Origin of the sequence: Pelistega indica (assembly GCF_000506865.1) — a bacterium.
Lineage (GTDB): Bacteria > Pseudomonadota > Gammaproteobacteria > Burkholderiales > Burkholderiaceae_B > Taylorella > Taylorella indica.
In genome coordinates, this window is record NZ_AYSV01000086.1 from 1 (window position 1) to 23,357 (window position 23,357).

Annotated in this window: 20 protein-coding genes and 4 pseudogenes; 13 read left to right on the forward strand and 11 right to left on the reverse strand. The window is 38.7% G+C overall.

Going from position 1 to position 23,357, the window contains the following annotated elements:
- Both V757_RS0114165 and V757_RS21800 read left to right on the forward strand, forming a co-directional pair.
- A pseudogene (locus V757_RS0114165) lies at positions 1–1,098 on the forward strand (ABC transporter ATP-binding protein); the annotation flags it as partial.
- Positions 1,098–1,838, forward strand: a complete 741-nt coding sequence (locus tag V757_RS21800) for an ABC transporter ATP-binding protein (protein ID WP_023951115.1) — start codon at positions 1,098–1,100, stop codon at positions 1,836–1,838. The pseudogene V757_RS0114165 and the gene V757_RS21800, both read left to right, overlap by 1 nt.
- On the opposite strand, the gene nth is transcribed toward V757_RS21800, so the two are convergent.
- The 5 genes from nth to fdxA form a co-directional block, all read right to left on the reverse strand.
- Positions 1,835–2,467 carry an endonuclease III gene (nth, locus tag V757_RS21805; protein ID WP_023951117.1) on the reverse strand — a complete coding sequence of 211 codons (633 nt, stop codon included), beginning with the start codon at positions 2,465–2,467 and terminating at the stop codon, positions 1,835–1,837. The genes V757_RS21800 and nth overlap by 4 nt on opposite strands.
- A 3-nt stretch (positions 2,468–2,470) precedes the next feature.
- Complete coding sequence (locus V757_RS21810) at positions 2,471–3,166, reverse strand: electron transport complex subunit RsxB (RefSeq protein ID WP_023951119.1); 696 nt, start codon at positions 3,164–3,166, stop codon at positions 2,471–2,473.
- Positions 3,167–3,189: 23 nt separating this feature from the next.
- Positions 3,190–4,428, reverse strand: coding sequence for a polyhydroxyalkanoate depolymerase (locus tag V757_RS21815; RefSeq protein WP_023951121.1), 1,239 nt, complete (start codon positions 4,426–4,428; stop codon positions 3,190–3,192).
- A 288-nt stretch (positions 4,429–4,716) separates the two neighbouring features.
- Positions 4,717–5,487, reverse strand: coding sequence for a ferredoxin--NADP reductase (locus V757_RS21820; protein ID WP_023951123.1), 771 nt, complete (start codon positions 5,485–5,487; stop codon positions 4,717–4,719).
- An 8-nt stretch (positions 5,488–5,495) separates the two neighbouring features.
- Complete coding sequence (gene fdxA / locus V757_RS21825; protein ID WP_023951125.1) at positions 5,496–5,822, reverse strand: ferredoxin FdxA; 327 nt, start codon at positions 5,820–5,822, stop codon at positions 5,496–5,498.
- Positions 5,823–5,940: 118 nt separating this feature from the next.
- Here fdxA and pncB point away from each other — a divergent pair, with 118 nt between their 5' ends.
- On the forward strand, positions 5,941–7,116 hold the full coding sequence (pncB, locus tag V757_RS21830; RefSeq protein WP_023951127.1) for a nicotinate phosphoribosyltransferase: 1,176 nt from the start codon (positions 5,941–5,943) through the stop codon (positions 7,114–7,116).
- 48 nt (positions 7,117–7,164) lie between these two features.
- A complete protein-coding gene (locus V757_RS21835; RefSeq protein WP_023951129.1) occupies positions 7,165–7,515 on the forward strand; it encodes a RidA family protein in 351 nt (116 codons plus the stop codon).
- 142 nt (positions 7,516–7,657) lie between these two features.
- Here the strand turns inward: V757_RS21835 and V757_RS21840 are convergent, their stop codons facing one another.
- A complete protein-coding gene (locus tag V757_RS21840; RefSeq protein WP_023951131.1) occupies positions 7,658–8,155 on the reverse strand; it encodes an NAD(P)H-dependent oxidoreductase in 498 nt (165 codons plus the stop codon).
- 64 nt (positions 8,156–8,219) lie between these two features.
- Here V757_RS21840 and V757_RS21845 point away from each other — a divergent pair.
- The 5 genes and pseudogenes from V757_RS21845 to V757_RS21865 all read left to right on the forward strand — a co-directional run bounded on the left by V757_RS21845 (position 8,220) and on the right by V757_RS21865 (position 15,422).
- A pseudogene (locus V757_RS21845) lies at positions 8,220–10,524 on the forward strand (RelA/SpoT family protein).
- A gap of 54 nt (positions 10,525–10,578) precedes the next feature.
- Complete coding sequence (trpB, locus tag V757_RS21850; RefSeq protein ID WP_023951133.1) at positions 10,579–11,772, forward strand: tryptophan synthase subunit beta; 1,194 nt, start codon at positions 10,579–10,581, stop codon at positions 11,770–11,772.
- A 9-nt stretch (positions 11,773–11,781) separates the two neighbouring features.
- Positions 11,782–12,603, forward strand: a complete 822-nt coding sequence (gene trpA, locus V757_RS21855; RefSeq protein WP_023951135.1) for a tryptophan synthase subunit alpha — start codon at positions 11,782–11,784, stop codon at positions 12,601–12,603.
- A gap of 10 nt (positions 12,604–12,613) precedes the next feature.
- On the forward strand, positions 12,614–13,489 hold the full coding sequence (gene accD, locus V757_RS21860; protein ID WP_023951137.1) for an acetyl-CoA carboxylase, carboxyltransferase subunit beta: 876 nt from the start codon (positions 12,614–12,616) through the stop codon (positions 13,487–13,489).
- A 97-nt stretch (positions 13,490–13,586) separates the two neighbouring features.
- Positions 13,587–15,422 (forward strand): ABC transporter ATP-binding protein, encoded by a 1,836-nt coding sequence (locus tag V757_RS21865; protein ID WP_023951139.1) that lies wholly within the window; start codon positions 13,587–13,589, stop codon positions 15,420–15,422.
- A gap of 48 nt (positions 15,423–15,470) precedes the next feature.
- Here V757_RS21865 and V757_RS28020 read toward each other — a convergent pair.
- Together V757_RS28020 and V757_RS21875 are read right to left on the reverse strand one after the other, a co-directional pair.
- Positions 15,471–16,494 (reverse strand): annotated as a pseudogene (locus tag V757_RS28020) (YheT family hydrolase).
- A gap of 3 nt (positions 16,495–16,497) precedes the next feature.
- Positions 16,498–16,701 (reverse strand): zinc-finger domain-containing protein, encoded by a 204-nt coding sequence (locus V757_RS21875; RefSeq protein ID WP_023951141.1) that lies wholly within the window; start codon positions 16,699–16,701, stop codon positions 16,498–16,500.
- 266 nt (positions 16,702–16,967) lie between these two features.
- On the opposite strand from V757_RS21875, the gene V757_RS21880 reads away from it, so the two are divergent.
- Positions 16,968–18,350 (forward strand): DEAD/DEAH box helicase, encoded by a 1,383-nt coding sequence (locus V757_RS21880; RefSeq protein WP_023951143.1) that lies wholly within the window; start codon positions 16,968–16,970, stop codon positions 18,348–18,350.
- Between the two features lie 63 nt (positions 18,351–18,413).
- On the opposite strand, the gene V757_RS21885 is transcribed toward V757_RS21880, so the two are convergent.
- Entirely contained in the window at positions 18,414–18,809 is a 396-nt protein-coding gene (locus V757_RS21885) for a thioredoxin family protein (RefSeq protein WP_023951145.1), read from the reverse strand.
- A 71-nt stretch (positions 18,810–18,880) separates the two neighbouring features.
- On the opposite strand from V757_RS21885, the gene V757_RS21890 reads away from it, so the two are divergent.
- The 3 genes and pseudogenes from V757_RS21890 (at position 18,881) to phaP (ending at position 21,314) form a co-directional block, all read left to right on the forward strand.
- Positions 18,881–19,693 (forward strand): competence/damage-inducible protein A, encoded by an 813-nt coding sequence (locus tag V757_RS21890; protein WP_371128785.1) that lies wholly within the window; start codon positions 18,881–18,883, stop codon positions 19,691–19,693.
- 81 nt (positions 19,694–19,774) lie between these two features.
- The gene (locus V757_RS21895; protein WP_023951148.1) at positions 19,775–20,587 is read left to right on the forward strand and encodes an IclR family transcriptional regulator; all 813 of its coding nucleotides are present in this window, start codon (positions 19,775–19,777) and stop codon (positions 20,585–20,587) included.
- 144 nt (positions 20,588–20,731) lie between these two features.
- Positions 20,732–21,314: pseudogene (phaP, locus tag V757_RS21900) on the forward strand (TIGR01841 family phasin).
- Positions 21,315–21,510: 196 nt separating this feature from the next.
- Here the strand turns inward: phaP and V757_RS21905 are convergent.
- Together V757_RS21905 and V757_RS21910 are read right to left on the reverse strand one after the other, a co-directional pair.
- A complete protein-coding gene (locus V757_RS21905; protein ID WP_023951150.1) occupies positions 21,511–22,554 on the reverse strand; it encodes a quinone-dependent dihydroorotate dehydrogenase in 1,044 nt (347 codons plus the stop codon).
- A gap of 67 nt (positions 22,555–22,621) precedes the next feature.
- Positions 22,622–23,356 carry an arginyltransferase gene (locus V757_RS21910; protein ID WP_023951152.1) on the reverse strand — a complete coding sequence of 245 codons (735 nt, stop codon included), beginning with the start codon at positions 23,354–23,356 and terminating at the stop codon, positions 22,622–22,624.
- Position 23,357: the final 1 nt, after the last annotated feature.

A 23,357-nucleotide genomic window follows, 5' to 3' on the forward strand; every position in this document is an offset into this window, starting at 1 on the left:
TCAGTATTTATGGCCGTTATTGGAGGTTCTGTTAGTATCTGGGGAGCTATTTTAGGAGCTGCGCTAGTTATTATTTTACGTGATCAAATTCAGGCATATACACCTTATTTCTTTGATGAAAAGGTTAATGATTGAAATTGTTATTTTTGGAATTTATGATGGTTGCTGATTTTGCATCATGCTCGAGATGGTTTATGGCCAATCTTGGCTCGTGGTGTGAATAAAATCTTTGGTGATAAAACCGCGTCAGTCAATACTAATTTACGTTTTAATGAGCAAGCACCAGCGTTAACGCAACGCCCACGTCCTGAAAAAGGAGATGTGGTACTTGATGTAGATAAAATACGTAAAGAGTTTGGTGGACTAGTTGCCGTTAATGATATTAGTTTTAAAGTAAAAGCAGGTGAAATTGTTGGATTAATTGGTCCTAATGGAGCAGGTAAAAGTACAACATTTAACTTGGTCACAGGAGTACTACCGCTAACATCTGGTGCAGTACGTTTTATGGGGCAGGATATTTCTGCTTTATCTGCTCGTCAGATTTCTCAATTAGGTATTGGACGAACTTTCCAACATGTGCAATTATTGCCAAACATGACCGTACTTGAGAATGTTGCTTTAGGAGCGCATTTACGAGCAAATTCTGGTGTGGTGAGTAGCTTATTACATCTTGAAAGAGAAAGTGAATCTGCATTGTTAAATGAGGCAAAACGTCAATGTGAACGTGTGGGCTTGGCTGATTGTTTATATGAAAAAGCCGGTAATCTTGCGCTTGGTAAACAACGTATTGTCGAGATTGCTCGTGCGTTAGCTTTAGACCCTGTGTTGTTATTATTAGATGAGGCGGCAGCGGGGCTACGCTACAAAGAAAAGCAAGATTTAGCGGCTGTTTTAAAAGTATTGCGAGAAGAGGGGATGAGTATTCTTCTTGTAGAGCATGATATGGATTTTGTGATGAAACTCACTAATCATTTAGTTGTGATGGATTTTGGTACATATATTGCTGACGGTACACCAGAACAAATTCAGAAACATCCAGCTGTTATTGAGGCTTACTTAGGTGGTATGGATGATGTATTAGATATGGAGGCCAAGTAATGAGTAAGGTGTTATTAGAGACTAAAAGTCTTTCTACTCAATATGGCAAGATACATGCACTGAGTGATGTCAATCTACGGTTAGATGAGGGGCAAGTAGTTACTGTTATTGGGGCTAATGGTGCCGGTAAGTCTACTTTATTGAATTCTATTATGGGTTCATTAGCCTCAGCGGGTAAGACCGAAGGACAGGTATTTTATCAAGGTGAAGATATTACTATTGATCGCGTTGAAACACGGATGATAAATGGGATTAGTCTAGTACCCGAAAAAAGAGAGTTATTTTCTAGTATGAGTGTGCAAGACAATCTTTTATTAGGTGGTTTTCGTCGTTATTTAAAACGTGATTGTTCTTGGCAAGATACGTTGGATGAGGTATATGCATTATTCCCTCGCCTTAAAGAGCGTCAAAAACAATTGGCAGGCACCTTATCTGGTGGCGAACGCCAGATGCTGGCAGTTGGTCGTGCCTTGATGGCTAAACCTAAGGTATTAATGCTAGATGAGCCAAGTTTAGGTCTTGCTCCATTAATCGTACGTGAAATTTTCCATATCATTATGCGATTACGTGAGACAGGTGTATCCATTTTATTGGTTGAACAAAATGCACGCTCTGCCTTACAAGTGGCAGATTATGCATATGTACTTGAAATGGGAGAGGTGACGCTGCAAGGACCGAGCAAAAACTTAATCAATGACCCTGCTGTTATTGAAAGTTATTTAGGCTTAGGTAAGTCTTAAACGGTTTTTTGCTTGTAGTCACATAAGTCGTTAATAGAGCAATTAGGACATTTAGGCTTACGAGCAAGACAAATATAGCGTCCGTGTAAAATTAGCCAATGATGAGCGTTTAGCAAATATTCTTTTGGAACAAATTTGAGTAATTGCTTTTCGACTTCTAGTACAGTTTTACCGGGCGCAATACCTGTTCGATTAGATACCCTAAAAATATGAGTATCTACTGCCATTGTTAATTGTCCGAAGGCAGTATTTAGTATTACATTGGCTGTTTTTCGTCCTACACCTGGTAGTGCTTCCAACTGTTCTCTCGTGTGCGGCACTTCACCATGATATTGCTGCACTAAGATTTCACACGTTTTTAACACATTGCTTGCTTTGGTTTTATATAAACCAATTCGGCGAATGGCTTCCGTAAATTTTTCTAGCCCCATATCCAGTATATCTTGTGCAGTTTTACAGGTGGCGAATATGGGACGGGTAGCGATATTTACTGATTTGTCGGTAGCCTGTGCCGATAGAATGACGGCAATCAACAACTGAAAGGGATTTTCATATTCTAATTCTGTTGTTGGGTTTGGGTTAGCCGCTTGAAAGCGAGCAAAGATTTCAGCACGTTTTTGCTTATTCATACGTTACTCAGGACGGCGACGAGCTCTAGCCCGGGCCAAAGCCATGGCAATTGCAGCAGATTTGGCAGAGCTCGCATTTTGATTGTTCTCTAGAATGCCCGATTGCTTATCATTAGCGTGTAGCTTCTCAGATGCTGCATCAGCTGTCGCTAAAATATCAGCAGGCCGTGACGAATGTTGATTTAAGCGTTGTTCCTCTTCTTCATGAAGAGTTGCGAGACGTTTTGCTCGTTGTTGATGACGGATTCTTGCGGCTGCTGAATCTTGGCTTGACCATTCTTTGGGCGCAGGTACTAATTGAATACAATCTACAGGACAGACTGGAATACATAGCTCACAACCAGAACAAAGGTCTGAAACAACAGTATGCATGAATTTATTAGCACCAATAATGGCATCTACAGGACAAGCTTGAATACATAATGTACAGCCAATACAGTGAGCTTCATCAATAACCGCCCAGTGTAGAGGAGTTGTTTCTCCACAGCTAGAATCTAGTGGGATAGGGGCTTGATGTAATAAATTCGCTAATTTTTCAATACCTGTTTCACCACCGGGGGGGCAACGATTAATCGCTGCCTCTCCATTGGCGATGGCGGTGGCATAAGGTAAACAGCCGTCGTAACCACATTTTGTACATTGTGTTTGTGGTAAGATCGCATCAATTTGTTGAATCAGAATCTTAGGTGATTGACTCATTGTGACAAACAAGTCCTATAGATTTATTTAACAGTCTGATCAGCTTTATTAATAAATTCCTCCACGACAGGAAAGACTTTATTACGCCAACGTCCACCGGAGAAAATACCATAGTGACCAGCTTTCTCTACAATAAAACTTTGTTTATGATCCTCAGGAATACCTTGACACATATCTAATGCTACTTGAGTTTGACCTTTTCCTGTAATATCGTCTAGTTCACCTTCAATAGTAAGTAAGTGAGCTCGAGTAATTTTGGCTGGTTCAACTAGTTGACCCTTGACGTGCCATGTACCTAAAGGAAGTTGGAATTCTTGGAAAACGACTTTAATAGTATCCAAGTAAAATTCAGCTGGTAAGTCGAGAACAGCATTATATTCATCATAGAATTTACGGTGATGGTCGGCACCCATATTATTACCTTTCATTAAGTCTAGATAATAATCGTAATGTGATTGCATATGACGGTCAGGGTTCATGGCGACAAACCCAGCGTGTTGTAAGAAACCTGGGTAAACTAAGCGATCATGACCGGGATAGCGTGATGGAACACGGTGGATTAGTTTAGTTTCAAACCATGTGTATGATTTTTCGTTAGCAAGACCATTTACAGATGTTGGTGATTTGCGAGCATCCAAAGGACCTCCCATCATCACCATACTTTTGACTTGAATAGGATCATTATTGCTAGCCATTAGAGATACAGCACCTAATACAGGAACCGTTGGTTGGCATACAGACATGATATGTGTATTAGGACCCAATGCATGGATAAAATCAATGATGTATTGGACATAATCATCAAGATGGAAAGGACCTGCAGAAAGAGGCACCATACGTGCATCAACCCAGTCAGTCACATACACATCAAATGATTGCAACATGGTTTGCACAGTGTCACGTAGTAGAGTAGCATGGTGACCAGATAATGGTGCTACCACGATAACAATAGGATCACCATTTGGATTTTTGGTGGCACTGCGTTTAAAGTGAACAAGGCGACAGAAAGGTCGGTTAATCGTTACTTCTTCAGTCACTTGTGCGGTTGTATCACCAACAGTCACTTCTGAAATTCCCCAGGCGGGTTTTTCATAATCTTTGCCTAAACGATAGAGTAAGTCAAATCCGGCTGATATTTGACGAGCATTTGGTATATAGGAATATGGGCTAAATGGGCTAGAGAATAATTGAGACCACCATGTTGATAGTGCAACAAAAGGAGCCATCCCTTGTTTACCCATTTCATGCAATGTATAAAGCATTTAGATTCCTTAAAAAGAATACGATTGTTAAATATTAACCCAAAAATTTGTACAAAATATTAAACAAAGTTAAGACGTTATTGAATAGTGATAACGTTCAGATTGTTGACAAGCTCTTATCGTTGATTTTGACGTGCAGGTTTTTACGTAAAATTACAAAGAAATCAATCTATTAGAATTCATTATAAAAACCTGCACGCCGAAAGTGTAACTTTATCGATCGCCTGAACGTTATTGAATAGTGATAACTTTGTTTACAGTACAAATATTAAGAGGAGGTTGCATGGTTTACCAATACTTTTCGACAGCAAGGTTACCAATATTGCCACGTCGACCTGTGGCAAATCCTCTATCACCTAATAATTTTCTGGCTTCAGCTAACATATCGGGATTACCGCATAGCATGACACAACTATTTTGTGGATCCAAGTTAATCCCAGCAAGGTTGGCTAGCTGATCCTGTTCAATAAGAGTCGTTAAGCGCTGTTGAGGTAAGTCCTGATAAGCTTCACGAGTTGGTAAAGGTAAATATACAAAACGCTTACCCCATGTTTGTTGCCATGAATGGATTAATTCTTGGTAGCTTAACTCATCAACAAAACGTACACCATGACAAAGAATGATGTTATCAAATAGTTGCCATGTTTTTGGATCTTGCAGAATAGATAAATAGGCAGAAAGACCAGTTCCAGTTGCTAATAGCCATAGACTTTTTCCACCATTAGGAAAATTATCTAGGGTTAAAAAACCAATAGGGGATTTATCAATATAAATGGTATCTCCTACGTTTAACTGAGCTAGCCTAGGGCTGAATTGACCATCAGGAACAACTACTGCATAAAACTCCAAATGTGGTGCATCAACAGCATTTACCATAGAAAAACCACGCCAGATGCTAGGTTCATCCCCTGCATTTTCAGGTAAACCTAAACGAGTAAATTGACCCGGTTTGAATGTAAACTCAGGCGAACGTGTCGTAGTAATAGAGAAAAGCTTATTATTCGCCCAATGTTTAATATGCGTTACATGTTCTTTTGTATAGCGTTGTTCAGTGGTCATACTCAAAGTTATGGTTTTTCTAAATATTGAAGTTTATCTGGGACATTGTTCCACTTGTCGGCATCTTCAAGTGGTTTTTTAGAACGATTAATCATTCCAAAAGTAGGTGTTAATTCTGCATTGATTTTAATAAAATGTATTTGGTCGCTAGGAACATCTTCCTCAGCAAAAATAGCATTTGCTGGACATTCTGGCACACAAACACCACAGTCAATACATTCATCAGGGTCAATCACTAAAAAATTTGGACCTTCTTTAAAACAGTCAACAGGACAGACGTCAACACAGTCGGTATATTTACATTTAATGCAGTTTTCGGTTACTACATGAGTCATTTTGTTTGGATTCCAAAAAAATTTCTAATAAATAATTCTTAATTTTAACCAATCTTTGAGAATAAAGTGCTTAAAACCCTAAAGCTATGATAAGGTATTAAAAAAATAGGAACGTTTTATGATTATTACTTCATTATTAGATACAGATTTATACAAATTTAGTATGATGCAAGTGGTATTGCATCAATTCCCGAGTGCTCAAGTTGAGTATCGATTCAAATGTCGCACGCCAGGAGCGAATCTTAGGCCTTATATGGATGAGATTCGTGAGGAAATTCATCATCTTTGTCAGTTAAAATTTACTGAGGATGAATTAAATTACCTTAGTAATTTACGTTTTATTAAGGGTGATTTTATTGAATTCTTAGGGATTTTTCATTTGCCTGAGAAATGTATTCAAATCACTGAAGGCGAAGAGGACGGTGAAATCAGTATTGAAGTAAAAGGTTCCTGGCTACATACCATCTTATTTGAAATTCCTGTTTTAGCGATTGTTAATGAAGTCTATTTCCGTAATCAATACAAAGATTTAGATTGGACGGAAGGACGCAAACGTCTGGCTTCAAAAATTGAAACAGTGCTAGCCGCTACGGACGTTCCATCGTTCAAATTTGCTGATTATGGTACACGTCGTCGTTTCTCTAAGGATTGGCATGCTGAAGTTGTCAATACAATGGTGGAAAAACTACCTAATCATTTTGTAGGGACGAGCAATGTATTGTTGGCAAAACAGTTTCATACAACGCCATTAGGTACAATGGCACATGAGTATCTACAGGCTTGCCAAGCATTGGGACCTCGTTTAAGAGATTCACAAGTATTTGCTCTTGAGATGTGGGCAAAAGAATATCGTGGAGATTTAGGAATCGCATTATCAGATGTATATGGTTTAAATGCGTTCTTACGTGACTTTGATATGTTCTTCTGCAAACTATTTGATGGTGCACGACATGACTCTGGCGATCCTTTTGAATGGGGTGAAAGATTATTGCGTCATTATGAGCTAAATCGTGTCGATCCTCGCATGAAAACATTGATTTTCTCTGATGGGTTGAATTTTAATCTTGCTCTTGATATTGCTAGACGTTTTGAGGGTCGTTGTAAAACCTCATTTGGTATAGGAACTAATTTAACGAATGATATGGGTGTGCCAGCATTGCAAATTGTAATGAAAATGGTTCGTTGCAATGGGCAGCCTGTCGCTAAAGTATCTGATGAACCGGGTAAAACAATGAGTGTGGATCCAGAGTATTTAAGTTATCTACGTCATGTATTTGATTTACCTAAATTGTAATAATATGGTATAAATATAGCCGATTATTTTAAATTTGAAGGAGTTTTTATGAGTGATATTAAACGCACAAATGTAGGTGCTCGTTTATCTGATATGGCTGTTTACAATGGTGTGGCTTATTTAGCAGGTCAAGTTCCTGATGATCCTAGCCTAGATATGGAAGGCCAAACAAAACAAGTGCTTGCTACAATTGATAAGTTATTAGCAGAAGCGGGTACTAGCAAAGAGCGCATTTTAATGGCACAAATTTTTATCCCTAATATGGCCGAATTCCCACAAATGAATAAAGCATGGGATGAATGGGTATCAAAAACTAATGCGCCTCCACGTGCAACAGTTGAAACACGTTTAGCAAATCCAAACTACAAAGTTGAGATTGTAGTGACAGCAGCCGTTTAAGCGATACGTTGTTTAATTGAGTTATAAACCTTGTTTGTTCCTATGGATAAACAAGGTTTTTTATTAATAGAGATGTGAACTGGTATAAAAAATATATAAGTTCAACAACCGACAATAGTGATTTCTGTGTTGATTACGCTATCTAATCAGATATTAAAGCATATAGTGTTGCCCCCATTTCCCATGCTATTTGCTGTTGTTGTTCAGTTAGCGTTTTTAATGTAAGAATATCTTTTTCTGTTTCCGCGCGAAAGGAAAAAATTTGACTTGGTATTTGTTCGTTGAGACGCCATCCCGTACAGATACGTTTAAGCTGAGTAAGCGCTCCTTGACCGTCAGTACCTGCTGAAATGATGGCACTGTATGGACGGCCTTCAATTTTTCCCAAGGCAGTATAGTAATGCCGATCAAAAAACTCTTTCATGATACCACTTAGGCTACCTAAATTTTCAGGTGCACAAAATAGATATGCATTTGCTTGTAAGAGCTGTTGTGCTTGAACATTTTCTGCAGGGATAAATAAAATAGAGTGATTTTGTTGTAGCTCTCGTTGCACATGTAATGCACCTTGATAGGCGCAATTAGCCGCTTGTTTTGAGGCTAATGTACGAGAATGCCAAATAATCATTAATGTATTCACGAAGAACCTCAACTAAGGATACAATAGGATATTAATCTAATATTCTCTTGCCTATTATACGTGTATGAATACTACTCAGTTGAAAGATGAGGCTTTTGATCAAGAATGGAAAGATACTGTTTTTGAGGATTTCAATCAAGCCGATAAAGAATATCTTGATCAAGTAATTGCTTGGACTAGTCCATTTTTGGAAGGTAAAGTGTTGTTTAGCCAAGAAAAAGCGATTCATCATGTCAAAGGAATGATTAAAGTATTGGCGTTGTTAGAGCTAGATGCACTGACTATGGCTGCTGCTTTAATGGCGACAGCTACTTATACTTTAGCTGAAAATAATATTTCTGAAAGTCAATTCAAAACGGAAATGATGGATCGTTTTGGTGTAGAGGTATTTGAGCTTGTGGAGGGAGCACAAGCGTTGATACGTATCGGTACGGTTGTTTCACAAGCGACGTTACCTACGGCAGAACAAGAGAAGTTTCAGCAAGAAATGTTGCGAAAAATGTTGTTAGCTATGGCAACAGATTTACGTATTGTGTTGATCTTATTGGCAGCGCGATTACAAACATTACGTTGGTTTGCAGAATCAAAATTACCATGCCCATCAGATATTGCTTTGCAAACAAGTAATATTTATGCTCCGTTAGCTAATCGTTTAGGTATTTGGCAAATCAAATGGGAAATGGAAGATTTGTCACTCAGATTCTTAAAGCCTGATGTATACCGTGATATTGCTAATAAATTAGAAGGCTAAACGTGAAGAGCGTGAAGCCTTGGTAAATCAATTTATTCAATCATTAAAAGAAGCATTAGCTGAGCAAAAGATTACTGCTGATGTGGCTGGACGTGCGAAGCATATCTATAGTATTTATAACAAGATGCGAAATAAGTCGTTAAAGTTTGAGGATTTATATGATTTATTAGCTATTCGTATTATTGTCAATAATGAACGAGATTGTTATACAGCCTTGTCACTTGTCCACTCCTTATGGACACCAGTGATGGAAGAATTTGATGACTATATCGCTCGTCCTAAACCTAATGGTTATCGTTCTTTACATACTGTTGTGAGAGATAGCGCAGGACGTGCATTCGAAGTACAAATTCGTACTAAACAAATGCATCAATTTGCTGAGTATGGTATGGCAGCACATTGGCGTTATAAGGAAGCAGGAGCCAAAGGAGGGCAAGTATCGGCTTCTAGTCTATATGATCGACAAATTTCTTGGATGCGACAATTATTGTCATGGCGTAAAGAAGTTGGTATTACAGAGCAAGCAGAAAAAAATCAAAGTGTTTCTCAAGAGGATTTAGAACGTAAAAAAACAGCACTAAAACAAGAGGCTGAGAAATTACAAAAGTCCAAACCTGCACAATCCCAGCCCGATCGTATTTACGTAATGACGCCACAAGCAAGATTGTTGGAGTTGCCAGAAGGAAGTACGCCAGTAGATTTTGCTTATTTATTACATACCGATTTGGGGCATCGTTGTCGAGGGGCTAAGGTTGATGGGCAATTAGTGGCTTTGAATACACCGTTAAAAACGGGACAAACAGTGGAAATTATTGCCGCAAAATCAGGTGGTCCTTCACGAGATTGGCTCAATCCACAGCTTGGTTATTTGCATAGCCCACGTGCGAAAGCAAAAGTGAGATTATGGTTTAATGCGATTGAGTTACAACTGCGTATTAATTCTGGTCAGGAACAGGTAGAAAAAGAATTACAGCGATTGGGCAAAACGTCAGTAAATTTAGAGCAACTCGCGTCGAAATTAGGGTTTGCACATCCTGATGATTTATATGTAGCTGTTGCAAAAGATGAATTTAGTCTCAGACAGATTGCACAGGCATTTGTAGAGCCAGAGCAAGATGAAGAGGATAAGCCATTTTTACCACGTCAGGCAGCAGCAACTAGTGCGGTAAAAACAGGAAAGAGTGGCGTGTTAGTCGTAGGAGTAGAGTCTTTGTTAACTCAACTTGCTCGCTGCTGTCATCCAGCACCTCCTGATGCCATTGCTGGATTTGTAACTAGAGGTCGTGGTGTATCTATTCATCGTAAAAGTTGTCCTTCTTTTAAAGTCATGGAACAAAAAAATCCTGAACGTGTGATTGAAGTGGCTTGGGGAGAGACAGATGAAACAGTGTATCCTGTCAATATTGCTGTAATTGCCTTAGATAGAAATGGCTTGTTACGTGATATATCCGAGATTTTTGCCAAGATGAAACTCAATGTGGTAGGTGTTAATACGCAAAGCAAAGAGTCCAATGCTTATTTAAATTTTACTGTTGAGGTACGCAATGGTGAACAATTGAATAAAGCATTGAAATCTATTCTTGATGTGCACGGTGTTACCAATGCGAGACGTGTTTAATTTACGTTACAATAGCGAATTATCTGAATAAACGATTGTGAGGAGTCTTCTTTAATGGCTAACCTACCAGATGAAAAGGGACATTTTGATCAATATGGCGGGCTTTTTGTAGCTGAAACGCTGATGCATGCTATTGATCAATTGAATAAAGCCTACGAAAAATATCGAAATGCCCCAGACTTTATTGCTGAGTTTCAATATGAACTGAAGCATTTTGTTGGTCGACCAAGCCCAATTTATCATGCTAAGCGTTGGTCACAGGAATTAGGTGGTGCACAGATTTGGTTAAAACGTGAAGACTTAAATCATACTGGTGCACATAAAATCAATAACTGTATTGGTCAAATGTTATTGGCTAAACGCATGGGTAAAACACGTATTATTGCAGAGACAGGTGCTGGTATGCATGGTGTGGCTACAGCAACAGTAGCCGCACGCTATGGTCTTGAATGCGTGGTTTATATGGGAGCTGAGGATGTTCGTCGTCAAGCCGCTAATGTGCATCGTATGAAATTACTAGGTGCTACAGTCGTTCCTGTCGTGTCTGGTTCAAAAACGCTAAAAGATGCTTTAAATGATGCTATGCGTGATTGGGTAGCTAATGTTGACAATACATTTTATATTATTGGTACAGTGGCAGGCCCTCATCCATACCCAATGATGGTGCGTGATTTTCAGCAAGTTATTGGGCAAGAATGTATTGAACAAATGCAGGAATATGTTGGTAGACAACCAGATTATGTGGTTGCTTGTGTGGGTGGTGGTTCAAATGCTATGGGCATATTCTATCCCTATATTCCTTATACTGATGTAGCACTACGTGGCGTGGAAGCAGGTGGTGATGGTATTGAAACAGGTAGACACTCAGCCTCTATTAATGCAGGACAAGTTGGTGTGCTACATGGCAATCGTACCTATATTATGCAAAATGAGGATGGGCAAATTCAAGAAACACATTCAATTTCTGCGGGTCTTGACTATCCTGGCGTTGGTCCAGAGCATGCATGGTTAAACGATACTGGACGCGCACAATATAAAGTAATCAATGATGACGAGGCTTTAGAGGCTTTCCAACATTGCTGTCGTTTAGAGGGTATTATTCCTGCCTTGGAGTCTTCTCACGCATTAGCTTATGCAGCAAAATTGGCTCCTACCTTAGATAAAGACAAGATAATTTTAGTGAATTTATCTGGGCGTGGTGATAAAGATATGCATACTGTTGCACAATATCTAAATATGGAATTATAGGGGCAGACGATGTCGAATAAAAGAATAGATGGCGTATTTAAATCACTATCAGGTCGAGCTGCATTAATTCCTTATATCTGCGCCGGTGATCCCAATGCTAAAACCAGTTTAGCTGTAATGCATGCATTAGTGGCAAATGGAGCGGATATTATTGAGTTAGGTATGCCTTTCTCTGATCCAATGGCAGATGGGCCAGTGATTCAATATGCGAGTGAGCGTGCCATTGCTGCAGGGATGACACTAAAAAAAGTATTAGCCATTGTGGCTGATTTTAGAAAGGTAAATACCACTACGCCTGTGGTGTTAATGGGGTATGCCAATCCTGTCGAGGCAATGGGACGTGCAGAGTTTGCTCAAGCATGCGAAAAAGTAGGCGTTGATGGGGTATTGATTGTTGATTATCCACCAGAAGAGTATGACGATTTTGGTGATTTGTTAAAATCAAAAGGTATTGATCCTATTTTCTTGTTAGCCCCAACCTCAACGGATGAACGTATTCAACAAGTAGCAAAAATAGCTAGTGGATATTTGTATTATGTGTCTTTAAGAGGAGTAACAGGCTCCTCAGCACTCAATGTAGCAGAAGTTGAACAACGTGTTCAAACCATTAAGAAATTTGTAGATATTCCTGTTGGTGTTGGTTTTGGCATTTCTGATGCTGAAACGGCTAAAAGAATAGCTAGTGTTGCGGATGCTGTTGTTATAGGTAGTAAATTAGTTGATACAATGCATAAGTCCTTAAATGGTCAAATACCAGAGGGTGTGTCTTCTGTTGTAGAACAAGCAGCAGGAGATTGGATTGCGACTATTGCTGAAGCACTACAAAAATAAAGGATAAAAAATGAGTTGGTTAGATAAAGTTTTCCCTCCTAAAATTAAACGTTCAGAGAACAGTAATCGTCGTGTACCAGAAGGTGTATGGGTAAAATGCCCATCATGTGATACGGCTCTTTATCATGAAGATTTAAGTAAAAATTTAAATGTATGTCCAAATTGTGGTCATCATTTGAGAATTAGCGCCCGTGAGCGAATTAATACATTATTGGACGAAACTGATCGTGTAGAAATTGGTGCGGCTGTTCGCTCTACAGACCCGCTTAAATTCAAAGATTCTCGTAAATACCCAGAACGTATTTCCGAAGCGATGAAAGCGACAGATGAGACAGATGCGTTAGTGGTGATGCAAGGTACAATGGCATCAGTACCAGTAGTCGTTGCTGCATTTGAATTTAACTTTATGGGTGGCTCTATGGGGTCTGTTGTTGGTGAGCGTTTTGTTAGAGGTGTGAAAGCTGCTATTGATAATCGCACTACATTTATTTGTGTTGCTGCCTCTGGTGGTGCTCGTATGCAAGAGAGCTTGTTTTCATTAATGCAAATGGCTAAGACAAATGCTATGTTGACTCGTCTTTCTGAGAAAGGCTTACCTTTTATCAGTGTCTTGACGGATCCAACAATGGGTGGTGTGTCAGCAAGTTTTGCTTTTATGGGTGATGTTGTCATTGCTGAGCCTAATGCTTTAATTGGCTTTGCGGGCCCTCGCGTTATCGAACAAACAGTGAGAGAGCAATTACCAGAAGGTTTCCAGCGTGCTGAGTTCTTATTAGAAAAAGGCGCAGTGGATATGGTGGTAAAACGTAAAGATATGAAAGAAGAAATTGTGCGTATTGTTACTTTACTGATGAAAAAAGCATCGGAAAGTGTTGATCATTCATAAACGCTTTAGTAGCAATATACACACCAACATTACTAAAAAAGAGTTGTTAGCCAATCTAGGGTCGGGCTTATTACCCGACTTTTTTGTGTGAAGCGTAATGAATAGACTATTTGAATGGTTTGAGAACCGTATTAATCCATATCCTGAGACAGATCCAGTACCGCCGAAAAAGGGCTTGTTACCTTTTATTTTTTCAGGCTTAGATGGGTTAAAAATATATTTATTTTTTCTCGTCATTTTAACGGCTGGTGTGGGTGTTTTTGAGGCAATCTTATTCAAGTTTGTCGGCTCATTAGTGGATTGGATGGGTAAATACAATGTCCATGAGCTTTGGACAGAAAAGTCAGGAGCTATTATTACGATGCTCATATTGGTTATGATTTTTCCACTATGGGTATCATTGCAGTGTGGTATACGTTTTCAGACATTACAAGGTATTTTTCCTATGCGCCTACGATGGAATTACCATCGGTTAATGCTAAGTCAAAGTCTTGCTTTTTACCAAGATGAGTTTGCAGGACGAGTATCAGCAAAAGTTATGCAAACCGCCTTGGCAGTACGCGATACAGTCATGTCTATCTGCGATATGATGGTTTATATTGTTGTTTATTTTACTACTGTCGGGGTGATTTTATTCCAGTTTGATGGTTGGTTAATGCTACCTTTCGTTATCTGGATTTTATTTTTTATCATCTCCTTAATTTGGTTTGTTCCAAGGCTTGGTAAAACAGCAAGAGCACAAGCTGATGCACGTAGTTTAATGACGGGGCGTATCACAGATGCTTATGCCAATATCCAAACAGTTAAATTATTTTCATATGATAAGCGTGAAGCTCGTTATGCGAAATCAGCTATGCAAGATTTTATGCAAACCGTGCATAAACAAATGCGTTTAGTATCGTTGATGGAAACGGTGAGTCAAACTATTAATATGTTGTTATTGGCAGGTATTGCTGGTATTGGTCTTTGGTTGTGGATGAATAATCAAGTGACTGTCGGTGCGATTGCTGCTGCTACGGCAATGGCTTTAAGAGTACATGGTTTATCTCATTGGATGATGTGGGAGTCCGCACGGCTATTTGAAAATATTGGCACTGTTCAAGACGGGATGATTTCTTTAAGTAAACCTCGCAAAGTACTTGATATCCCTAATGCCATTCCTTTAGAGGTGAGTAAAGGCGACATTGTGTTTGAGCATGTGAATTTTTCGTATAGCGAGAATAAACAATTACTACAAGACTTTAATTTACATATTAAAGCAGGTGAGAAAGTTGGTTTGGTTGGTAGAAGTGGGGCAGGGAAATCAACGCTCACTAATCTACTGCTACGGTTTTATGATATTGATAGTGGAGCTATTCGTATTGATGGTCAAGATATCAAAACTGTACAGCAGGAAAGTTTACGTCGACATATTGGTTTAGTGACACAAGATACCTCGTTGCTTCATCGTTCTGTCCGTGAAAATATCAAATATGGACGTATGGATGCAACGGATGAAGAGATGATTGATGCGGCTAAGCGTGCACAGGCAGCAGAATTCATACCTGAATTATTAGATTCAAAAGGGCGTAGAGGTTATGATGCTTATGTCGGTGAGCGTGGTGTTAAATTATCGGGGGGACAGAGACAACGTATTGCCATTGCTCGAGTAATGTTAAAAGATGCGCCTATCCTAATCCTTGATGAAGCAACCAGTGCTTTAGACTCAGAAGTTGAAATTGCGATTCAAGATAGTTTAAGTTTATTGATGGAAAATAAAACAGTGATTGCCATTGCCCATCGGTTATCTACGATTGCAGCGATGGATCGTTTGATTGTATTAGATAAGGGGCAAATTGTTGAGCAAGGGACACACCAAGAACTTCTTGCCTTAAATGGTGTCTATGCTCGCTTGTGGAATCACCAAAGTGGTGGATTCTTGAAGCTAGATTAATTAAGTGTTGTCTTAAATAGTAAGATGGTGTTCTGTTCAAAAGGATTATTAATAACCTTGGAAAAATTGCCATAGGCGTTGACTTAACCATCCCAAACGAGAGGGAAATGTGCCCTGAGAAAAACCTACATGACCACCATGTTCAGGCTGATGTAAGGTAACAACGTCAGATACCTGCTCAATGGTTGGTAAACTTTCTCTAGGAATAAAAGGATCGTTTTTAGCATTAAGGATTAATGTAGGTACAAGGATATGAATCAAATCAGGTTTTGAAGAGCATTTTTTCCAGTAGTCTTCCGCATTTCTAAAGCCATGAATAGGACCTGTGTAAATATCATCAAAATCTTTCAATGTTTTAGCCTTTGCTAAACGAGTGATCTCAATCGAGCCAGGAAATGCCTTATGTTTTTGCTGCATTTTTTTCTTCATAGTGGTCAGAAAATAAGGCGTATAGACATATTTACCAAAGAACCCTTTGCCCAACTGTAATCCTGTTGCGTACAAATCTGTTGGAGCAGAAATACTAGCAATGGCATTAAAGGCTGCTAATTCAGTCCCTTGAGCTCCTGCATATTTTAGTAATACATTTCCTCCCATAGAAACGCCAGCAGCATACCATTGTGCATGTGGTAAGCGTATTTTTTACGGCTTGCATAACAGTTTCTGCATCTTGGATATCACCTGAAAAATAAGAGCGAGGCAAGAGGTTGGCTTCACCAGAGCATCCACGAAAATGGGCAACTACAACAGCCCAACCTAGGTCACGAAAATCATGACAAATGGATTGTGCATAGTGACTTTGGCTTGAGCCTTCTAACCCATGAAAAAAGAGTAATGCCTTGCCTGTAAAGTTGGGGATAGAGGGGGCAGGAGCATCTAGATAGTCTTGGTTGGTGATATGTGGGATATACCAATCTAAATCAATAAAATCTTGGTCGGGAGTACGAATGCGTTCTCGAGCAAATGTTATTTTGGCGTATGTTGCAAATTTTGAGCCAATAATAGTTTGACTTTGTCCTTCTGGTAACCAAAAAGGATGGTTAAATTCAGACGTATCTAGTTGTCCTGACATGGATTAGTGACCTGTAATTTTTTCACCCGCTTTTAGTACATATTTGCTAGAGCAGTATGGACAGGTTGCTGTATGATCCTCAGCGTGAGTGATATCTAGGAAAACTCTAGGATGCATACTCCATCTTGGTGAATTAGGACCAGGACAATACAAAGGTAAATCTTTGGCAGTAACTTCAATAGGTTCAATAGTTGGTTTGTTTTCCATTTTTTCTCCATTGAAAAGAAAAATCTCGTTAAAAATAATAAGGTCTAGGAGCCAATTCAAGTCTCACATAATGACCCGTTTCTCGTTAAATACTGACGGTATTGTACAAGAAATTACAGCGGATTAAGTAAGTTTATGAATAAAGTTTCTGTCTTATTGGTATAAATGCAAATCAGACAAATTTATTTTATGTAATCAGCAGAATGCAAGAACACGCAACTATGACAAGGAGTAAAATGATAGATTAACCCTTAGTTGAGTAATATATGATTGATAATGAGCAGATAAGTAGTTTCACAGAGTTTGGATTGCATCCAGATATTTTAAAAGCAATTGAACTTAGTGGATATACCAAACCCACACCGATTCAAGCCAGAGCTATTGGCCCAGTGATGGATGGCTTAGATGTGATGGGTGCTGCTCAGACAGGGACGGGTAAAACAGCGGCATTTACGTTGCCAGTATTGCATCGTATGATGCCTTTTGCTAGCACAAGTACTTCGCCAGCGAAGCACCCTGTACGAGCCCTTATTCTCACCCCAACACGAGAGTTAGCCGATCAGGTTGCAGAGAATGTCAAACGGTACTCAGAAATATCACCACTACGTGCTAGTGTGGTTTACGGTGGTGTCGATATTAATCCTCAGAAAGCAGAGTTACGTCGAGGATGTGAAATCCTCATTGCTACGCCAGGACGCTTACTTGACCATCTTGAGCAAAAGACGGTGTCTTTGAACCAAGTTAGTGTATTGGTATTGGACGAAGCCGATAGAATGCTAGATATGGGTTTTATGCCTGACCTAGAGCGTATTCTGAAACAGTTGCCTGCACAACGTCAGAGTTTATTATTTTCAGCCACCTTTAGCCCTGAGATTCGTCAATTGGGACGTACCTTTCTAAAAGACCCTGTTGAAATTAGTGTGGCGGCGAACAATGCTACAGCATCAACAGTAACACAGCTTGCTTATCATGTAGCGCCAGCACAGAAAAAAGCGGCGTTGTTGTTTTTATTAAAAACACGGAATCTTGCACAGGTAATTGTATTTGCCAATACTAAAATTGCGGCATCTCAGATTGCACGTGATTTGAATAAAGAAGGTATTAAAGCAGAGTCCATTCATGGTGATAAATCCCAGATTGAACGTACACGGACTTTAGATGCGTTTAAAGAAGGTAAAGTAGATGTTTTAGTGGCAACTGATGTTGCTGCACGTGGGTTGGATGTGGCTGGTTTAGATGGCGTGATTAATTTTGATCTACCATACAATGCTGAAGACTATGTGCATAGGATTGGTAGAACAGGGCGTGCGGGAGCTTCTGGTACAGCAATTGCTTTTTATTCTGATGAGGATGATAAATTACTCAATGATATTCAGCAATTAATTAAAACAGATATTCCTAAAGAGAATCTTGTTATTCCAAGCATTTTCCTAGATAGATTTCAATTTCAGTCACGTAAAAAAGATTATTACACATCGTCTGAGAAATCTAATTTACCCCCAATAGATGCTTTCTTTTATCGCCCATATGACCCAGAAGAAGACAAAGACGTTATTTTAGCGGCTGTTGAAAAAAGAGATTATCCAGAAATACAAACCGCTCCGCTGGCTGTCTTATTAGGTGGCAGACCTAAAGGATATAAAAAATAGGTGGTAGAGTGTTGACCTATTATGGGTAGATAATCTTCTCACTTAGTTAAAAAGTCAGCGAGATTAATTGCTTAATAGTTCATATAAATTATTTGGACCATCTTGGATAGGTGTTATTTTTTGCTCAAGAATATCTTTTTGTATAGAGCGGATTAGTCGTTCTAAGTGTTGGATATGCGGTAGCATTGTTCCAAAAAAATAATTTTGCTGAGATTGCTGAATGAGAATAGTAGGGAAGTTTTCAACATCTAAGTCATCTAATAACTCTGGATTGTCTTCAATATCTATCCAAATAAATGTATATTCAGGAAATTGCTCACTTAATGATTTAAAATCATTAGCATACGTTTTACAAGTTCCACACCATTGTGCGCAATAGCAAGCAATAGTCAAGCCAGTCGCTTTTTTGAGAAGGTTTTTGACAGTTGTAATGTCTTCATTCACATTGGTAATAAGCATAGTGAAGTAGTACTCATTGAGCTTTATAATTAAAACATAGTCAAGTATAAAAGTATTTCTCATGTTTGGAGATAAAAATGCCATCACAAGTAAAAATCGGCTTAATTGTTGTCGGAGATGAAATTTTATCGGGTCGCCGTAAAGATGCTCACTTAGAAAAAGTGATTGCGTTATTGAATGAAAGAGGATTGAGTTTATCTTGGGCACATTTTGTCCCTGATGATTTAGATAGTCTAGTCAAAGAGTATCAGCAATCTTTTGCTAGTGGTGATATTGTTTTTTCTAGTGGCGGAATTGGATCCACGCCTGATGATAAAACTCGTGATGCAGCAGGTCTAGCATTAGGCTTGCCCTTACATTTACATCCTGAGGCAGCAGCACTGATTACGGAACGCACGCAACGAATGGCAACTGAAGGGTCAGCTTCTGCTGATATGGGTACTCCAGAAAATCAGCGTCGTTTGGCGATGGGACTTTTTCCTGAAGGCTCTGAAATTGTGCCCAATCCATTTAATCAGATCCCTGGTTTTTTTATCAAAAATCATACTTTTGTACCTGGGTTTCCTGAAATGGCGTGGCCTATGATTGAATGGACATTGGATACTCGTTATAAGCATTTACATCATATCGAAGAAGAACAGTCGTATTCGGTGATTATCCATACGCTACCAGAATCTAGAATTACCCCCGCTTTAGAATTTATTGAAAATAAATGGCCAGGTATTCGTACATTTAGTTTGCCGACAGTATCAAGAGAAGGTAAACCAGCCTTTATTGATTTAGGGGTTAAAGGAAAAAATACGGCTGACTTAAAAGAAGCTTATGATTATTTGCGTGGAGCTATTTTAAGAGTAGGTGGGCATTTTATGGATAAACCTGAGTAATTTAGTGACTTACTATTGTTGCTATATTGCAATCGTCCTAATCAGTGAAATAAGGATTAATCACACGATAAGTGCTTGACTATGAGCCAACAAAAAATTAAATCAAGAGTACGCTTAAGTACGAGAACTGCTCCACCAGCCAATAAAGTATCAGCACAGGTATTTGAACGTGCTTATACGATTTTAAATTTATTGGCGGCTACACCACAACCTTTAAGCTTAAAGGAAATTGCTGAGAGTTGCCAGTTGCACACGTCTACTGCACATCGTATTTTAGGTGATTTATGTATAGGTGGGGTACTGGAGCATTTGGATAATGGGAAATATCAATTGGGATTGCGCTTATTAGAATTAGGTGCCATTGTTAAAGATCGCTTAAATATTCGCCAAGTAGCTGCTCCTATGATGCAGTGGTTACACGAGCAAACACAGCAAACGATTAATTTATCAGTACGGCAAGGTGATGAGATTGTTTATATAGAGCGGACAGAAAGTGCTCGCTCTGGTATGCATGTATTACGACCAATAGGCGGAAGGGCATTGCTTCATTTAACATCTGTGGGTAAATTATATTTAGCGGCAGCTGATCCACGCCTTATTGAGTCCTATGCTTTAAGAACAGGCTTGCCAGGCAAAACAAAAAATAGTCTAGCAGCTATTGAGGATTTACAAAAAGATTTAAAATTTGTGCATCAATACGGCTATGCTCGTGACAATGAAGAGCTTGAGTTGGGGGTACGATGTATTGCAGCTGCCATTTATGATTATTCAGGTAATCTTGTCGCAGGGCTATCAATTTCTGCACCTGTAGAGCGTATGCAAGATAGCTGGGCAAGCCTGTTGATGCAAGCAGCCGCTTCTATTTCCACTTCGTTAGGTTACGGAAAAAGATAAGTTTAATAAAATCAATAAGATAGCTTTTAGTTGTTTTTTTTGTGCAATGCAATAAAAAGAGTTGAAAAAATAATATATGTGAGTATAATAGTATTTGTGCAACGCAGCATAGGTTGCTTTTTATCAAACATCTAGGAGAATATTATGTCAGTAGTACCTCAACAGTTATTAGATCAACAAAAAGCAGCAGTTAATAACATTGTTGCTGCTCAAAATGTTTTATTTGGTGGTTTTGAACAATTAGTTGACTTGAATTTGAAGGTTATTAAAGCAGCATTAGGTGATGTAGCTGAGACTTCTCAACAAGCAACTTCAGTAAAAGAACCTCAAGAGCTTTTTGCATTAGTGAGTGGTTTAGCTCAACCTACAGCAGAAAAAGCAGCTGCTTACTCTAAAAATGTTTACGATATCGTTTCTCAAGTTAGCAATGAATTATTAAAACTTTCTGAAACACAAGTAGCAGAAGTTCAAAAAAATCTTTCAGAATCAATTGAATCAAATCGCTAAAAATGCGCCTACAGGTTCTGAATCAGCAGTAGCTTTATTAAAATCAACATTAGCATCTGCTAACAATGCGTATGATTCGTTAAACAAAGCCGCTAAACAGGCGGTTGAAGTAGCAGAGAACAATTTAGCTGCAGCAACTAAAGCAACTGTACAAGCGACAGAACAAGCAACTAAAGCTGCTACACAAGCAGCATCAGCAGTTCGTTCACGTAAAGCTTAAGCTTACTTAGCTCTGCTAACAGATGCTGTTTGTTGTATAAAAAACAGCATTAAATAAAGAAAAAGCCAAACTGTAAAATTAGTTTGGCTTTTTGCTTTTATAAGAGAATTCGAGAAAAGCAGAGCAATATTAAAAACAAAATTATTCAGATTATGGATAACTTTTATTTTTAATATTGCTATGCAGGTTTGTAGCTTTAAGAGGCTAAGGCATCAGCGCATTCTTTGACCAAAGCAGGACCTTTGTAAATAAGGCCTGTATAAAGTTGAATAGCATTTGCACCGGCTAGGATTTTCTCTTTAGCTTGTTTACCACTCAAAATACCTCCTACACCAATAATAGCTATTTCAGGGCTAAGATGCTGACGTAATTTACGAATGACATTTAACGAAAGTTCATGAACAGCAGGGCCTGATAAACCACCAGTTTCATTAACGTACTCCAAACCATTAACATAGTCACGAGAAAGTGTGGTATTGGTCGCAATGATTCCATCCATTTTATGGGCTTGCACAAGCTGGGCAATAGAACTAATTTGATTATCATCTAAATCTGGTGCTATTTTAATGGCAATAGGGATATAGCGTTGATGATTATCAGCTAATTCAAGGCGTTTATTTTGTAATTGTCCTAGTAATGCATTTAATTCATCTTCACCTTGCAAGGCACGTAAGTTTTTAGTATTTGGTGAAGAAATATTAATAGTGATGTAGTCAGCGTAAGGATAGACTCCTTCTAACCCTTTGAGGTAATCACTAGTGGCATTTTCAATAGGGGTATCGGCATTTTTGCCTAAGTTTAAACCTAAAATTCCACCATTTTTTCTAAACGAACTTTCTTGTACGTTTTTCAGGAAAATATCTAAACCATGATTATTGAATCCCATACGATTAATAAGTGATTGCTTTTCAGGAATTCTAAACATACGTGGCTTAGGGTTACCTGCTTGCGGACGAGGTGTTACGGTTCCTACTTCTACAAAACCAAAACCAAAACTAGCTAAGGCATCAATAAATTCTCCATTCTTATCTAAACCGGCGGCTAAACCTATAGGATTGCGCACAGTCAAACCCATTAACTGAATAGGATTATCGTTAATCTGATTGCTGATGAATGGTTTGAGTAATGGATTTTGATAATATTTTTTTAATGTTGCTAAGACGTTTTCATGGGCTGTTTCTGCATCCATGCGAAATAGTAATGGTTTGATAAGCGGATAAGGATTAAATAGGCTAGACATGGTTGGATAGCAAATAGGTATAGAGTGGATGGGTTATGTAAGTGATAAACTAAACTTGTAGAGTAGATTATAAGCCATTAGTTGTGCTAGGTTGCTTAGATAACCATTGGCCATGCCAATTATACTCAAGAGGTGTAAATTTATTTTTGTAGTTCATTTTAGGGCTATTCTTAACCCAATACCCTAAATATAAATAAGGAAGTTGCCATTGCTGGCATAGCTGAGAAAGATAAAGAATGGCATAGGTACCTAGACTACCTTGATACTCTGTATCATAAAATGTATAGACAGCAGATAACCCATCTGTTAAATAATCAAAAATACATACCATACGTAGCACGTTATCACTTGATCGAAATTCAATAAAGCGAGTATCAACATAGGAACGGATTAAAAAGTTTTCATAATCTGCTTTATTAGTGGGTTCGTAGGTTTCTGGGTGTCGGGTTTGCTGATAATGCTTATACAACTCAAAATGCTCATTACTATAGCTTGGTGAGTGAATAAGTTTTGCGGTTAACTCTTGTTGATGACGCTTATATAAACGACGTTGGGTTTTATTTGCAACAAATTCAGTGGTGCGCAATCTGACAGAGATACAGGCTTGGCAATTATCGCAACGAGGACGATAGACTTGTTCTCCACTACGGCGAAAATTTTGCTGAATTAATTGTGCATAAATAGTCGTATTAACCAAATGACTTGGAACGACTACTTGCGAGCGAGCTTGCTGTTCAGGAAGATAGCTACAAGGATAGGGTGCAGATAAATACAAGCCAAAAGTGATTTCTGTTTCAGACATA

Bases quoted from the DNA above. Each gene is read 5' to 3' on its own strand.
- V757_RS21880 (WP_023951143.1), top strand. From the start codon at position 16,968: ATGATTGATAATGAGCAGATAAGTAGTTTCACAGAGTTTGGATTGCAT.
- V757_RS21885 (WP_023951145.1), bottom strand. From the start codon at position 18,809: ATGCTTATTACCAATGTGAATGAAGACATTACAACTGTCAAAAACCTT.
- V757_RS21865 (WP_023951139.1), top strand. From the start codon at position 13,587: ATGAATAGACTATTTGAATGGTTTGAGAACCGTATTAATCCATATCCT.
- trpB (WP_023951133.1), top strand. From the start codon at position 10,579: ATGGCTAACCTACCAGATGAAAAGGGACATTTTGATCAATATGGCGGG.
- accD (WP_023951137.1), top strand. From the start codon at position 12,614: ATGAGTTGGTTAGATAAAGTTTTCCCTCCTAAAATTAAACGTTCAGAG.
- V757_RS21910 (WP_023951152.1), bottom strand. From the start codon at position 23,356: ATGTCTGAAACAGAAATCACTTTTGGCTTGTATTTATCTGCACCCTAT.
- V757_RS21895 (WP_023951148.1), top strand. From the start codon at position 19,775: ATGAGCCAACAAAAAATTAAATCAAGAGTACGCTTAAGTACGAGAACT.
- V757_RS21820 (WP_023951123.1), bottom strand. From the start codon at position 5,487: ATGACCACTGAACAACGCTATACAAAAGAACATGTAACGCATATTAAA.
- V757_RS21835 (WP_023951129.1), top strand. From the start codon at position 7,165: ATGAGTGATATTAAACGCACAAATGTAGGTGCTCGTTTATCTGATATG.
- nth (WP_023951117.1), bottom strand. From the start codon at position 2,467: ATGAATAAGCAAAAACGTGCTGAAATCTTTGCTCGCTTTCAAGCGGCT.
- fdxA (WP_023951125.1), bottom strand. From the start codon at position 5,822: ATGACTCATGTAGTAACCGAAAACTGCATTAAATGTAAATATACCGAC.
- V757_RS21800 (WP_023951115.1), top strand. From the start codon at position 1,098: ATGAGTAAGGTGTTATTAGAGACTAAAAGTCTTTCTACTCAATATGGC.
- trpA (WP_023951135.1), top strand. From the start codon at position 11,782: ATGTCGAATAAAAGAATAGATGGCGTATTTAAATCACTATCAGGTCGA.
- V757_RS21875 (WP_023951141.1), bottom strand. From the start codon at position 16,701: ATGGAAAACAAACCAACTATTGAACCTATTGAAGTTACTGCCAAAGAT.
- V757_RS21905 (WP_023951150.1), bottom strand. From the start codon at position 22,554: ATGTCTAGCCTATTTAATCCTTATCCGCTTATCAAACCATTACTATTT.
- V757_RS21810 (WP_023951119.1), bottom strand. From the start codon at position 3,166: ATGAGTCAATCACCTAAGATTCTGATTCAACAAATTGATGCGATCTTA.
- V757_RS21815 (WP_023951121.1), bottom strand. From the start codon at position 4,428: ATGCTTTATACATTGCATGAAATGGGTAAACAAGGGATGGCTCCTTTT.
- pncB (WP_023951127.1), top strand. From the start codon at position 5,941: ATGATTATTACTTCATTATTAGATACAGATTTATACAAATTTAGTATG.